Raw genomic sequence first — 12596 nt, forward strand, 5'->3', positions numbered from 1 at the left:
TCAGAACAGGTCGTCGATCTGGGCGAGCAGCCACTGCGCCCGCCGCTGCGCTGCGTCGTTGGCCAGCGAGGGGTGGCGGGTGCTGACCGCCAGCGCTTCAGCCAGCAGCGCCGCGAAGGCCACCTTGTCGCCCGCCGGCTGCGCCCAGCCTTCCGCCTTGGCGAGCAGCACGCCGGCCTCGCGCCCTTGACCGAGCTGCAGTGCCTGGTCGAAAAAGGCCAGGGCGCGGGCAGGCGAGCCGCCGGGCCGTGCCGCCTCCAGCGTGCCCAGCAGGCTGGCCAGCGCGCCGTCGCCGTGGTCTGGCGCCGTGGCATGGGCGCGCTCGGCCAGCCGGATGCTCAGCGGCAGGTCGGCGACGATCTCTGGATCGTCCTTGGACAGCGAGATCTGCCCCGCCCAGGCCGCAGCGCCCCAGTACGCCAGGCCCACCTGGTCCGGCCGCAGGGACGGCCAGCGTGCCGGATCGGGCTGGGACAGCGCCGCCATGAAACCGGGCTGGTCGGCCTCCAGCGCGGCGAGGGCGGCTTGCCGGGCGTGGGCGTACAGCCGCGCCGCCCGCTCGCGCAGGGTCTGGGCCGCGCGGGCGTCGCTGGCCTCCAGCTGGTCGGCCTCGAAGGACACGAAGGCGTAGGCGTATTGGGTGTAGCCGCTGGCGACGGATTCGGCGAGCGCGGGCGATCCCAGCGTCGAACATCCCCCCAGCAGCGAGCCGAGCAGCACGGCCATGCACAGGCCGACCAAGCGGCTTCGGATCGCGAACATGGCGTCAATCTAGGGCGGGTCTGTGACGTCGGCGTGACGGTGCGTGGTCGGCGCAGGGCTTGACGCGGTGCGTGGGGTCGCTGCTACACTGCGCCGCATCATGTCCATCCCGCGCAAACACAGCATCGGCCACGCCGCCGGGTCGCAAGACCGGGGAGCCTGGCCCTGGCGTCGCTGAAGCCGACGCCTGACCCGATCTGCTGATGTCTGTCGCCGCGCGTGTTCCCTGCACCGCGCCGAGTCCCCCGATCAAGATCAACCAGGCCCGCGGCACGCACGCGAGTTCCTGAGGTCGTCCCGACAAGACCAACACGCGAGCATGCCGGTGGGCCGCCTGGAGCGCACACCGTGATCACTGAACTCGAATTCAAGAGCCTGGCCGAACAGGGCTACAACCGCATCCCGCTCGTCAGCGAGGCGTTTGCCGACCTGGAGACACCGCTGTCGCTCTACCTGAAGCTCGCCGGGGGCAAGCCCTACAGCTTCCTGCTGGAGTCCGTCGTCGGCGGCGAGCGCTTCGGGCGCTATTCCTTCATCGGCTTGCCGGCGCGGACCTTCCTGCGCGCTTCGCTCGGCGTCACCGAGGTTGTCACCGACGGCCAGGTGGTCGAGCGCCACGAGGGCAACCCGCTCGACTTCATCGAGGCCTACCAGCAGCGCTTCAAGGTTGCGCTGCGGCCAGGGCTGCCGCGCTTCTGCGGCGGGCTGGCGGGCTACTTCGGCTACGACACGGTGCGCTACATCGAGAAGAAGCTCGCCGACACCCGCCTGCCCGGCGGCATCGGCACGCCCGAGATCCAGCTCCTGCAGACCGAGGAGCTGGCGGTGATCGACAACCTCTCCGGGCGCCTCTACCTGATCGTCTATGCCGACCCGCGCCAGCCCGAGGCCTATTTCACCGCCCAGAAGCGCCTGACCCAGCTCGGCGACCAGCTCCGCTACAGCGTCACCGCGCCGCAGGTCAAGCGCGGCCAGTCGCACCCGGTCGAGCGCGAATACGCCAAGGCCGACTTCGAGGCCGCCGTGCGCAAGGCCAAGGAGTTCATCGCGGCCGGCGACTGCATGCAGATCGTCATCGGCCAGCGCCTGAAGAAGCGCTACACCGAGAATCCGCTGTCGCTCTACCGCGCGCTGCGCTCGCTCAACCCGTCGCCGTACATGTACTACTACGACATGGGCGGTTTCCAGATCGTCGGCGCCTCGCCCGAGATCCTGGTGCGCCAGGAGGCGCGCACGGTGGACGGCAAGCCCGAGAAGATCGTCACCATCCGCCCGATCGCCGGCACCAAGCCACGCGGCGCCACGCCCGACCAGGACGCGCAGCACGAGGTCGACCTGCTCGCCGACCCGAAGGAGCGCGCCGAGCACCTGATGCTGATCGACCTCGCCCGCAACGACATCGGCCGCATCGCCAAGACCGGCACCGTCAAGGTGACCGAGGCGTTCGGCATCGAGCGCTACTCGCACGTCATGCACATCGTCAGCAACGTCGAGGGCGTGCTGAAGGACGGCATGAGCAGCCTGGACGTGCTGCGCGCGAGTTTCCCCGCCGGCACGCTCTCGGGCGCGCCCAAGATCCACGCGATGGAGATCATCGACCAGTTGGAGATCAGCGAGCGCGGCATCTACGGCGGCGCCTGCGGCTACCTGAGCTTCGCGGGGGACATGGACGTGGCCATCGCGATCCGCACCGGCGTGGTCAAGGACCAGACCCTGTACGTGCAGGCCGGCGCCGGCATCGTCGCCGACTCGGTGCCCGAGATGGAGTGGAAGGAGACCGAGGTCAAGATGCGCGCGGTGATCCGTGCGGCCGAACTGGTCGAAGAAGGTTTCTGAGGCTTGACCATGATGCTCCAGAGAGGCTGCGAATGAACATCGAGCGACTCCACATTTCCGGCTTCAAGAGCATTGCGGGTCTGGCGCTGGAAGATCTGACGCCTTTCAGTGTCCTGGCCGGTCCGAATGGCTCAGGAAAAAGCAATTGGATGGATGCTTTGGCTTTTGTCAGTGCGGTGGTGGAGCTCGGTGCCATCAAGGCGCTACGGCAGTTCAGGGGCTTTTCTCAAGTCCACTGCTACAAGCTGCGCAAGGCCAATGCGCGCACGTTCAGTTTTGAGTTGCAGGCCAGCATCCGCCAACGGCGTGTGGCTTATACGCTGAAGGTGCACGACATGGATTCGGAGCCGAAGGTCGAGGAACTGCTGGTGGTGGACGACCGCAAGCTGCTGGAGCGGAAAAAAGGCGGCGATCCGCAGCTCTTCACTCCAGACGGGGACAAGGGTGGCGTCATGGCCATCGAGAAGTTTCCGGCCGACATGTCGGGTTTGCTGTTCACGAAAGGCGAGCTCGACCTGTACGGCTTCCTGACGAATGTGGCGGTTTTTCGCTTCGATCCTTTAGGCGCGAAGGAGCCGGATGGTTCCAGCGCTGATACCACGGCGCTGCATCCCAACGGCCACAACGTGGCCACCATGCTGGCTGCGCTGGAAAAAGACGAGGAATTCCGGACCCAGGTGCTCGACTGGATGAACTTGCTGGTGCCTGGCATGGAACACGTGCGTGCGGAGCCAGACCGGTTGAGCGGTGGCACGGTCATCAAGTTCAAGGAGGAAGGAACGCGAGCCCATTTTCCGGCGCATCTGATTTCCGATGGCACCATCTACGCGCTGTGCATCATGACCGCGGTGCTGAGTCGTGCCAGAACAACCGGCATCACGCTGATCGAAGAGCCTGAACGGGGACTGCATCCCAAGGGCATCGAGGCGCTGGTGGACCTGATGCGCCAAAGTGCTGGCGTCGAGCACCCTGTCTTCGTGACGACACACAGCGAATCTCTGGTGCGGGCTTGTCACGTGGACGAGTTGTGGCTGATGAACAAGGTGGACGGCAAGACGGTGGCGAAAAACGCAGCCAGGAGCAGCGGCGATCTGGGGCAGATCAATCTCGACACCGCTTGGCTGATGAACCTGTTCGATGGGGGTCTGCCATGGTGAGACTGGGTTTCATCGTGGAAGGCGACACCGAGAAGATCATGATCGAGTCGGCCAGATTCCGGAACTGGGCCAATGCGCAGGGTCTGGAGATTTGCAGCCCGGTCATCAACGCAAAAGGGGGTGGGAATCTGCTGCCCCAGCACATGGGACCGATGGTGGCGACGTTGGCCAAGAGTCAGCCCGATCATGTGGTGGTGCTGACCGATCTGGACAACGCGCCAGACATTGCGGCTGTCAAGGCTCGCATCACGACGGCGCACACCTCGCTGATCTTCGTGGCGGTCAAAGCCTTGGAGGCTTGGTTTCTGGCGGACACCAAGGCCATGCGCGCCTGGCTGAAGCAGCCTGATTTTGAGGAGGCACTGCCAGAGCAGACGCCTGCCATGCCTTGGGATTGGCTCAAGGAAGTGGCCCGGCAACAGGGTGCGCGCGGTCCGGGCTCCAACAAGGTGTTGTTCGCCAAGCGGTTTTGCGGAACGCATGACTTCCAGGTGGCCAACGCGGCAGCGCACCCGGCTTGTCCCAGCGCGAAAGCGCTTCACGATGCGCTGCTGGACCTGTCCCTTGGCGCCGGACTGGTCGGAAACTGAATTTCGGTGTGCTGTGCATACCCCCATGACATCAAAAAGGTTAGGGCCAACATGCTGCTGATGATCGACAACTACGACTCTTTCACCTTCAACCTCGTCCAGTACTTCGCCGAACTCGGCGAGGACGTGCGGGTCCACCGCAACGACGAGATCACCCTCGCCGAGATCGAGGCGATGCAACCCGACCGGCTGGTGCTGTCACCGGGCCCGTGCTCGCCGGCCGAGGCGGGCATCTGCATCGAGGCGATCCGCCATTTCGCCGGCAAGCTGCCCATCCTGGGCGTGTGCCTGGGCCACCAGAGCATCGGCGCGGCCCTCGGCGGGAACATCGTCCGAGCGCAGGTGCAGATGCACGGCAAGCTCGACACGATCACGACCGACCAGCAGGGCGTCTTCGCCGGGCTGCCGCAGCAGTTCGACATCGTGCGCTACCACTCGCTGGCCATCGAGCGCGCCACGCTGCCCGCCGACCTCCTCGTCACCGCCACCAGCGCCGACGGCGAGATCATGGGCGTACGCCACCGCACGCTGGCGATCGAAGGCGTCCAGTTCCACCCCGAATCCATCCTCAGCGAGCATGGCCACGCCATGCTGAAGAACTTCCTGGAGTCCACATGCTGATCACCGACCACGAAGCCCTGACCCGCGTCATCGAACACCGCGAGATCTTCCACGACGAGATGCTGACGCTGATGCGCCGCATCATGGGCGGCGAGATGTCGCCGGTGATGATGTCGGCGCTGCTGGTCGGCCTGCGCGTCAAGAAGGAAACCATCGGCGAGATCACCGCCGCCGCGCAGGTGATGCGCGAGTTCGCGGTCAAGGTCAATGTCACCGACCGCACGCACCTGGTGGACATCGTCGGCACCGGCGGCGACGGCTCGCACACCTTCAACATCTCGACCTGCTCGATGTTCGTGGCCGCCGCCGCGGGCGCGCGGGTCAGCAAGCACGGCAACCGCGGCGTCTCCAGCAAGTCCGGCAGCGCCGACGTGCTCGAAGCGCTGGGCGTGCCGATGACGCTGTCGCCGCAGGCGGTGGCGCAGTGCATCACCGACACCGGCATCGGCTTCATGTTCGCCCCGAACCACCACCCGGCGATGAAGAACGTCGGCCCGGTGCGGCGCGAACTCGGCGTGCGCACGATCTTCAACATCCTCGGCCCGCTGACCAACCCGGCCGAGGCACCCAACATCCTGATGGGCGTGTTCCACCCGGACCTGGTGGGCATCCAGGTGCGCGCGCTGCAGCGCCTGGGCGCCGAGCACGCGGTCGTGGTCTACGGCCGCGACGGCATGGACGAGGTGTCGCTGGGCGCCGGCACGCTGGTCGGCGAATACCGGGACGGCGAGATCCGCGAATACGAGATCCACCCCGAGGACTTCGGCCTGACGATGGCCAGCAACCGCTCGCTGAAGGTGGAGACGCCCGCGCAGTCGCGGGCGCTGCTGCAGGCGGTGCTGGACAACGTGCCCGGCCCGGCGCGCGACATCGTCATGCTCAACGCGGGCGTGGCGCTGTATGCCGCCAACGTGGTGCCGACCATGGCCGAGGGCATCGAGCGCGCCCGCGAGGTGCTGGCCAACGGCCAGGCCGCCGCGCGCCTGACGCAGTTCGTCACCCGCACCCAGGAGCTTGCCGCAGCATGAGCCGACCGCTTCCCCCCGGTGTCCCCGACATCCTCGCCCGCATCGTCGTCACCAAGCACGAGGAGGTGGCTGCGGCGCGTGCGCAGCGGTCGCTGTCCTCGCTGCGCGAAGAGGCCGAGGGCCGCACCGACGTGCGCGACTTCGAGGCCGCGCTGCGCACGAAGATCGCCGCGGCGCAGCCCGCCGTGATCGCCGAGATCAAGAAGGCGAGCCCGAGCAAGGGCGTGATCCGTCCCGACTTCCGCCCCGCCGAGATCGCGCAGACCTATGAGCGCCATGGTGCCGCGTGCCTGAGTGTGCTGACCGACGTGCAGTACTTCCAGGGCTCGGTCGCCTACCTGGAGCAGGCGCGGGCGGCGTGTGCGCTGCCGGTGCTGCGCAAGGACTTCATGGTGGACGAGTACCAGGTCCACGAGGCCCGCGCCATGGGGGCAGACTGCATCCTGCTGATCGCGGCCTGCCTGGACGATGCGCAGATGGCCGATCTGGAGGCGGTGGCGCTGGCGCACCGCATGAGCGTGCTGGTCGAGGTCCACGACGGCGAGGAACTGCAGCGTGCGCTGCGGCTGAAGACGCCGCTGGTGGGCATCAACAACCGCGACCTGCGCAGCTTCGACGTGACGCTGGACACGACGCTGGGCCTGCTGGGCGATGTGCCGCCGGACCGGCTGCTGGTAACCGAGTCCGGCATCCTCGGGCCGCAGGACGTGGCGCGGATGCGGGCGGCGCAGGTGCATGCCTTCCTCGTCGGCGAGGCGTTCATGCGGGCAGCGGATCCGGGCGTAGCGCTGGCGGCGCTGTTCCGCTGATGCTCGACAACCGTTTGAGGCGGCCACTGGCCGAGGCGCTGGCGGACGTGGCGCCGGGCTGGGACGATCTGGTCGCGGCGTTTGTGGCCAGTCCGCGCGGCGCGGCGCTGTGCCGGAGCGTGGATATGCGGGTGGCAGCGGGGGCCGAGGTCTACCCGGCGCAGCCGTTGCGGGCGTTGCAGACGCTGCGGCCGTCGCAGGTGCGGGTGGTCATCCTCGGCCAGGATCCGTACCACGGACCGGGCGAGGCCGAGGGGCTGGCCTTCTCGGTGGCCGACGGGGTGAAGATCCCGCCGAGCCTGCGCAACATCCGGCAGGAGCTGGTGGCGGACGTGGGCGTGGCCTTGCCGGTGTCCGGCAGCCTGCGGGCCTGGGTGGAAGAGGGTGTGCTGCTGCTCAACACCAGCCTCACCGTCGAGCGTGATCGGCCGGCCAGCCACGCCCGGCTGGGCTGGGACGCGCTGACGGATGCGTTGATCGACTGCGTGGCCGCGCAGCCGCATCCGAAGGTGTTCATGCTGTGGGGTGCTCATGCACAGGCCAAGGGTGCGCGCATCGAGCAGGCCGGTGAGACGAACCGGATCCTCGTGTCCAACCATCCGTCGCCGCTTGCTGCGCGTCGCCCACCGGTGCCGTTTGTGGGCAGCCGCCCGTTCAGCACGGCCAACGCCTGGCTGCTGGCCCAGGGGAGCATGCCGATCGACTGGGGCCTGGGATAAAGAAAAAATCGCAGAAAGCACTTGCGGTCGAATACGGGGTTTGTTAAAGTCGATGGCTCGCCCAGGAGGGGTGGCCGAGTGGTTAAAGGCAGCAGACTGTAAATCTGCCCGCGAAAGCGTACGCTGGTTCGAATCCAGCCTCCTCCACCAGCGAACCGCATTGAAGCGACAGAGTGTTTTGCTGCAAAGCAATAAAGTCTGTGGGCTTGGCAAAGCGGGAGTAGTTTAATGGTAGAACCTTAGCCTTCCAAGCTAATGACACGGGTTCGATTCCCGTTTCCCGCTCCAGTGTCTGTCCAGTGTGTTGTGGTGTTAAATGTGTCGATACCGGTCTGAGTGGATGCGTCTTGCGTGCATTCAGACCCGTGTCGATGCCCATGTGGCTCAGTGGTAGAGCACTCCCTTGGTAAGGGAGAGGTCGCGCGTTCGATCCGCGCCATGGGCACCACCTTGACATCGTCCGTCCAATCCATCGCAGTGAACGCCCTTGGGAGCGCGAAATCATGGCTAAGGAAAAGTTTGTCCGCACCAAGCCGCACGTCAACGTCGGCACCATCGGTCACGTGGACCACGGCAAGACGACGCTGACGGCGGCGATCACGACCGTGCTGGCGGCGAAGTTTGGCGGCTCCGCCAAGGCGTATGACCAGATTGACGCGGCACCGGAAGAGAAGGCCCGCGGCATCACCATCAACACCGCGCACGTCGAGTACGAGACGGCCAACCGCCACTATGCGCACGTTGACTGCCCGGGACACGCCGACTACGTCAAGAACATGATCACCGGCGCTGCCCAGATGGACGGCGCGATCCTGGTGTGCTCGGCCGCTGACGGCCCGATGCCCCAGACCCGCGAGCACATCCTGCTGTCGCGTCAGGTGGGCGTGCCCTACATCATCGTCTTCCTGAACAAGGCCGACATGGTGGACGACGAAGAGCTGCTGGAACTGGTCGAGATGGAAGTGCGCGAGCTGCTGTCGAAGTACGACTTCCCCGGCGACGACACCCCGATCATCAAGGGCTCGGCCAAGCTGGCGCTCGAAGGCGACAAGGGCCCGCTGGGCGAAGGCGCCATCATGGCCCTGGCCGACGCGCTGGACAGCTACATCCCCGAGCCGAAGCGCCTGGTGGACGGCGCCTTCCTGATGCCCGTGGAAGACGTGTTCTCGATCTCGGGTCGCGGCACCGTGGTGACCGGCCGTATCGAGCGCGGCATCGTCAAGGTCGGCGAAGCGATCGAGATCGTGGGCCTGAAGGACACGCAGACGACCACCTGCACCGGCGTGGAAATGTTCCGCAAGCTGCTGGACCAGGGTCAAGCGGGCGACAACGTCGGCATCCTGCTGCGCGGCACCAAGCGCGAAGACGTGCAGCGCGGTCAAGTGCTGTGCAAGCCGGGCACGATCAAGCCGCACACGGACTTCACGGGCGAGATCTACGTGCTGTCGAAGGACGAAGGCGGCCGTCACACGCCGTTCTTCGCCAACTACCGCCCGCAGTTCTACTTCCGCACGACGGACGTGACGGGCTCGATCGCCCTGCCCGAAGGCAAGGAAATGGTCATGCCCGGCGACAACGTGTCGATCACCGTCAAGCTGATCGCCCCGATCGCCATGGAAGAAGGTCTGCGCTTCGCCATCCGTGAAGGCGGTCGTACCGTCGGCGCCGGCGTCGTCGCCAAGATCATCGCCTGATTTTCAGTAGACTTATCAGTCAGGCCGCAGGGGTATAGCTCAACTGGCAGAGCGTCGGTCTCCAAAACCGAAGGTTGGGGGTTCGATTCCCTCTGCCCCTGCCAAATCCGACTGCTGACAAGCTGCCGAGATTTGTTGCCTGACCGGCAGCCCGCGGGACGTGTCGACGCCCTGGCGGGCTTTCCCACTTTTGGGTCTCGACGAGGGTGCGTAGTCCAATGGCTGCGATAAGCCCACCCCAAACGAAGTGAATGTGATGACCGCTCCGCAAGTCGAAACTGTTTCTACCACTGCCGACAAGACTCGCCTGATTGCTGCGGGTGCGCTGTTGCTGGGCGGCTTGGTTGCGTTCTACCTGCTGTCTGCGCAAGGGCCCTATGCGCAGTGGGCCGCCTTGCTGCTGCTGTTGGGTGGAGCCGTCGCTGCCTTTTTTGGCTCCGAGCCTGGCAAGGAGTTGATTGCCTACGGTCGCGAGTCGGTCAAGGAGTTCTACAAGGTGGTCTGGCCGACCCGCAAGGAAGCGGGTCAGATGACCGGCTATGTCTTTGCCTTCGTCGTGGTCATGGCCTTGTTCCTGTGGATGACCGACAAGACCCTGGAGTGGGTGCTGTACGACCTGGTCCTTGGCTGGAAGCGCTGATCGCGGGTGTGACGCTGTACAAGCAAGGTTTGAAGATGAGCGATATTCAGTCCACCCCTCCTGCTGCCGTGCCGATGCGCTGGTATGTGGTCCATGCCTATTCGGGCATGGAAAAGGCCGTCGAGCGCAACTTGCGCGAACGCATCGACCGCTCTGGCATGCAGTCCAAGTTTGGTCGCATCCTCGTCCCGACTGAAGAGGTGGTCGAGATGAAGAACGGCAAGAAGTCGGTCACCGAGCGCCGTTTCTTCCCCGGCTATGTGCTGGTCGAGATGGTCATGGACGACGAGTCCTGGCATCTGGTCAAGAACACCAGCAAGGTCACCGGTTTTGTCGGTGGTGCCAAGAACCGTCCTTCCCCGATCTCGGAAGACGAGGTCATGAAGATCGTGACCCAGATGCAGGAAGGCACCGAGAAGCCCCGTCCCAAGGTGGAGTGGGTGGTCGGCGAGGTCGTGCGGGTCAAGGATGGTCCGTTCACGGACTTCAATGCCGTCATCGAAGACGTCAACTACGACAAGAACAAGATGCGGTTGTCGGTCACGATCTTTGGTCGTGCCACGCCGGTCGAACTCGACTTTCATCAGGTCGAGAAAGTCTGACGCTTCGCGGCGTCGGACCGGGTGGCGGGTGCATGGTGTGCCCGCATCTCACACAAGACGAGGAGCCTGTTCCCGTAGCAGGCGCTTGAACTCGAGGAGCCATCATGGCAAAGAAAATCGTCGGCTTCATCAAGCTGCAAGTTCCGGCGGGCAAGGCCAATCCTTCGCCCCCGATCGGTCCCGCTCTCGGTCAGCGTGGTCTGAACATCATGGAGTTCTGCAAGGCGTTCAATGCGCAGACGCAGCAGGGCTTCGAGATCGGCATGAAGCTGCCGGTGGTCATCACCGCCTTCGCCGACAAGTCGTTCACCTTCGTCATCAAGAGCCCGCCGGCAACGGCCCTCCTGAAGAAGGCCGCCAAGATCGAACGTGGTTCGGCCCGCCCGCACGTCGAGAAGGTCGGCAAGCTGACCCGTGCGCAGCTGGAAGAGATCGCGAAGATCAAGGTCAAGGATCTGACGGCTGCCAATCTGGACGCCGCTGTCAAGACCATCGCCGGCTCTGCCCGTTCGATGGGCATCAACGTGGAAGGGCTCTGATCATGGCAAAGCTGACGAAGCGTCAAAAGGCGCTGCAAGGCAAGGTCGAGACGACCAAGCTGTACCCGATCGACGATGCACTGGGCCTGCTGAAAGAGTGCGCCAATGCCAAGTTCGATGAGTCCATCGACGTGGCCGTGCAGCTCGGCGTGGATGCCAAGAAGTCGGACCAGGTGGTGCGTGGCGCCGTCGTGATGCCCAACGGCACCGGCAAGACCAAGCGCGTGGCCGTGTTCACGCAGGGCGCCAAGGCTGATGAAGCCCGTGCCGCTGGCGCAGACGTGGTCGGCATGGACGACCTGGCCGCTGAGGTCAAGGCCGGCAACATCAACTTCGACGTGGTCATCGCCTCGCCGGACGCGATGCGCGTGGTCGGTCAGCTGGGCCAGATCCTGGGCCCGCGCGGCCTGATGCCGAACCCGAAGGTCGGCACCGTGACCCCGGACGTCGCCACCGCTGTGCGCAATGCCAAGGCCGGTCAGGTCCAGTTCCGCGTCGACAAGGGCGGCATCATCCACGGCACCATCGGTCGCCGTTCGTTTGAAGACGGCAAGCTGAAGGGCAACCTGCAAGCGCTGCTGGAAGCACTGAACAAGGCCAAGCCGGCGTCGAGCAAGGGTGTCTACCTGCGCAAGGTCGCCGTCTCGTCGACGATGGGCGTGGGCGTCCGCGTGGACATCGCCAGCGTCACTGCCGGCATGGGCACCAGCCAGAACTGATCTGATCGCAAGATCCGGAGCCTGCGCGAGTCTGGCGCAGGCATTCCGCAAGCATTTGGTGGGCTGGACGGTGCAAGCTGTCCAGGCCATCGAAGACCGCTGGCGAGAGGCTCCCCGGGATTTCGGTGCGGGCTGCTCTTAATCGGCGAGGTTCGGGTTCCGACCCGGCCAGATCCGGCCAGCGCAGATGGCGAACCCGCCGCAAAGGTTGTCCCCGTGGTGACACGGGCTCCTGAACGGCAAGGTCGCTGAACCCGGTGTGTCCCGAGCGCTGTTGTGCGACGGACACGTTTTAAGGAGTGGACCTTGAGTCTCAATCGCAACGAGAAAGCAGCCGTTGTCGAGGAAGTGACCGCGCAAGCCGCCAAGTCGCAGACCCTCGTGGTGGCCGAGTACCGTGGCCTCACCGTCGCTCAATCGGACGCACTGCGCAAGATCGCGCGGGAGAAGGGTGTCTATCTTCACGTGCTGAAGAACACCCTGGCCCGCCGCGCTGTTGCCGGTACGCCGTTTGAAGTGGCGGAAGCCCAGTTCGTCGGTCCGCTGATCTACGGTTTCTCCGAAGACGCCGTGGCCGCCGCCAAGGTGGTGGCCGACTTCGCCAAGACCAGCGACAAGCTGGTCATCAAGGGCGGAGCCTACGGCGGCAAGGCACTGGACGCCGACGGCGTCAAGGCGCTGGCCAACGTGCCGAGCAAGGAAGTCCTGCTGGCCCAGCTGCTGGGTCTGCTGCAGACCCCGATTTCCGGCTTTGCACGCGTGATCGCCGAAGTGGCCAAGCAAAAGGCTGGCGGTGCCGAAGAGGCGCCCGCTGCCGAAGCTGCGGCCGCCTGAGTTCGCCCCGGCCTCAACACTGTTTTCTCGATTTCACTGAATTAGG

The 12596-nt window shown here is 65.2% G+C and carries 14 protein-coding genes and 4 tRNA genes; 17 read left to right on the plus strand and 1 reads right to left on the minus strand.

What is annotated here, in order from left to right; genetic code table 11:
- Nucleotides 1-762, minus strand: a complete 762-nt coding sequence (locus tag U5O44_RS12535; RefSeq protein WP_322588804.1) for a TRAP transporter TatT component family protein — start codon at nt 760-762, stop codon at nt 1-3.
- Nucleotides 763-1110: 348 nt separating this feature from the next.
- Between U5O44_RS12535 and trpE the strand changes: the two genes are divergently transcribed.
- The 17 genes from trpE to rplJ all read left to right on the plus strand — a co-directional run bounded on the left by trpE (nt 1111) and on the right by rplJ (nt 12550).
- The gene (trpE, locus tag U5O44_RS12540; RefSeq protein WP_322588805.1) at nt 1111-2598 is read left to right on the plus strand and encodes an anthranilate synthase component I; all 1488 of its coding nucleotides are present in this window, start codon (nt 1111-1113) and stop codon (nt 2596-2598) included.
- A 32-nt stretch (nt 2599-2630) separates the two neighbouring features.
- Nucleotides 2631-3755, plus strand: a complete 1125-nt coding sequence (locus U5O44_RS12545; RefSeq protein WP_322588806.1) for an AAA family ATPase — start codon at nt 2631-2633, stop codon at nt 3753-3755.
- Nucleotides 3749-4345 carry a hypothetical protein gene (locus tag U5O44_RS12550; RefSeq protein WP_322588807.1) on the plus strand — a complete coding sequence of 199 codons (597 nt, stop codon included), beginning with the start codon at nt 3749-3751 and terminating at the stop codon, nt 4343-4345. Before U5O44_RS12545 ends, U5O44_RS12550 begins: the two co-directional genes overlap by 7 nt.
- A 51-nt stretch (nt 4346-4396) precedes the next feature.
- On the plus strand, nt 4397-4966 hold the full coding sequence (locus tag U5O44_RS12555) for an anthranilate synthase component II (protein ID WP_322588808.1): 570 nt from the start codon (nt 4397-4399) through the stop codon (nt 4964-4966).
- Nucleotides 4960-5994 carry an anthranilate phosphoribosyltransferase gene (trpD, locus tag U5O44_RS12560; RefSeq protein ID WP_322588809.1) on the plus strand — a complete coding sequence of 345 codons (1035 nt, stop codon included), beginning with the start codon at nt 4960-4962 and terminating at the stop codon, nt 5992-5994. Before U5O44_RS12555 ends, trpD begins: the two co-directional genes overlap by 7 nt.
- Nucleotides 5991-6803, plus strand: coding sequence for an indole-3-glycerol phosphate synthase TrpC (gene trpC / locus U5O44_RS12565; RefSeq protein WP_322588810.1), 813 nt, complete (start codon nt 5991-5993; stop codon nt 6801-6803). The genes trpD and trpC overlap by 4 nt, the downstream gene beginning before the upstream one ends.
- A complete protein-coding gene (locus U5O44_RS12570) occupies nt 6803-7522 on the plus strand; it encodes a uracil-DNA glycosylase (protein WP_322588811.1) in 720 nt (239 codons plus the stop codon). The genes trpC and U5O44_RS12570 overlap by 1 nt, the downstream gene beginning before the upstream one ends.
- Before the next feature lie 64 nt (nt 7523-7586).
- A tRNA-Tyr gene (locus U5O44_RS12575) sits at nt 7587-7672 on the plus strand.
- Nucleotides 7673-7736: 64 nt separating this feature from the next.
- Nucleotides 7737-7810, plus strand: a tRNA-Gly gene (locus tag U5O44_RS12580).
- Between the two features lie 85 nt (nt 7811-7895).
- Nucleotides 7896-7970: transfer RNA gene (locus U5O44_RS12585), tRNA-Thr, on the plus strand.
- Between the two features lie 55 nt (nt 7971-8025).
- On the plus strand, nt 8026-9216 hold the full coding sequence (tuf, locus tag U5O44_RS12590; protein WP_322588812.1) for an elongation factor Tu: 1191 nt from the start codon (nt 8026-8028) through the stop codon (nt 9214-9216).
- Nucleotides 9217-9244: 28 nt separating this feature from the next.
- Nucleotides 9245-9320, plus strand: a tRNA-Trp gene (locus tag U5O44_RS12595).
- 152 nt (nt 9321-9472) lie between these two features.
- On the plus strand, nt 9473-9856 hold the full coding sequence (gene secE / locus U5O44_RS12600; RefSeq protein WP_322588813.1) for a preprotein translocase subunit SecE: 384 nt from the start codon (nt 9473-9475) through the stop codon (nt 9854-9856).
- 35 nt (nt 9857-9891) lie between these two features.
- Nucleotides 9892-10458 (plus strand): transcription termination/antitermination protein NusG, encoded by a 567-nt coding sequence (nusG, locus tag U5O44_RS12605; RefSeq protein ID WP_322588814.1) that lies wholly within the window; start codon nt 9892-9894, stop codon nt 10456-10458.
- Between the two features lie 104 nt (nt 10459-10562).
- Nucleotides 10563-10997: a 50S ribosomal protein L11 gene (gene rplK, locus U5O44_RS12610; RefSeq protein WP_322588815.1), complete on the plus strand. Its 435-nt coding sequence runs from the start codon at nt 10563-10565 to the stop codon at nt 10995-10997.
- A gap of 2 nt (nt 10998-10999) precedes the next feature.
- Nucleotides 11000-11716, plus strand: a complete 717-nt coding sequence (rplA, locus tag U5O44_RS12615) for a 50S ribosomal protein L1 (protein WP_322588816.1) — start codon at nt 11000-11002, stop codon at nt 11714-11716.
- Nucleotides 11717-12022: 306 nt separating this feature from the next.
- Complete coding sequence (gene rplJ / locus U5O44_RS12620) at nt 12023-12550, plus strand: 50S ribosomal protein L10 (RefSeq protein WP_322588817.1); 528 nt, start codon at nt 12023-12025, stop codon at nt 12548-12550.
- Nucleotides 12551-12596 lie beyond the last annotated feature (46 nt).

Source organism: Sphaerotilus sp. (genome assembly GCF_034519685.1).
Taxonomy (GTDB): domain Bacteria; phylum Pseudomonadota; class Gammaproteobacteria; order Burkholderiales; family Burkholderiaceae_C; genus Sphaerotilus.

Bases quoted from the DNA above. Each gene is read 5' to 3' on its own strand.
- U5O44_RS12535 (WP_322588804.1), bottom strand. From the start codon at position 762: ATGTTCGCGATCCGAAGCCGCTTGGTCGGCCTGTGCATGGCCGTGCTG.
- U5O44_RS12545 (WP_322588806.1), top strand. From the start codon at position 2,631: ATGAACATCGAGCGACTCCACATTTCCGGCTTCAAGAGCATTGCGGGT.
- U5O44_RS12550 (WP_322588807.1), top strand. From the start codon at position 3,749: ATGGTGAGACTGGGTTTCATCGTGGAAGGCGACACCGAGAAGATCATG.
- U5O44_RS12555 (WP_322588808.1), top strand. From the start codon at position 4,397: ATGCTGCTGATGATCGACAACTACGACTCTTTCACCTTCAACCTCGTC.
- trpD (WP_322588809.1), top strand. From the start codon at position 4,960: ATGCTGATCACCGACCACGAAGCCCTGACCCGCGTCATCGAACACCGC.
- trpC (WP_322588810.1), top strand. From the start codon at position 5,991: ATGAGCCGACCGCTTCCCCCCGGTGTCCCCGACATCCTCGCCCGCATC.
- U5O44_RS12570 (WP_322588811.1), top strand. From the start codon at position 6,803: ATGCTCGACAACCGTTTGAGGCGGCCACTGGCCGAGGCGCTGGCGGAC.
- tuf (WP_322588812.1), top strand. From the start codon at position 8,026: ATGGCTAAGGAAAAGTTTGTCCGCACCAAGCCGCACGTCAACGTCGGC.
- secE (WP_322588813.1), top strand. From the start codon at position 9,473: ATGACCGCTCCGCAAGTCGAAACTGTTTCTACCACTGCCGACAAGACT.
- nusG (WP_322588814.1), top strand. From the start codon at position 9,892: ATGAGCGATATTCAGTCCACCCCTCCTGCTGCCGTGCCGATGCGCTGG.
- rplK (WP_322588815.1), top strand. From the start codon at position 10,563: ATGGCAAAGAAAATCGTCGGCTTCATCAAGCTGCAAGTTCCGGCGGGC.
- rplA (WP_322588816.1), top strand. From the start codon at position 11,000: ATGGCAAAGCTGACGAAGCGTCAAAAGGCGCTGCAAGGCAAGGTCGAG.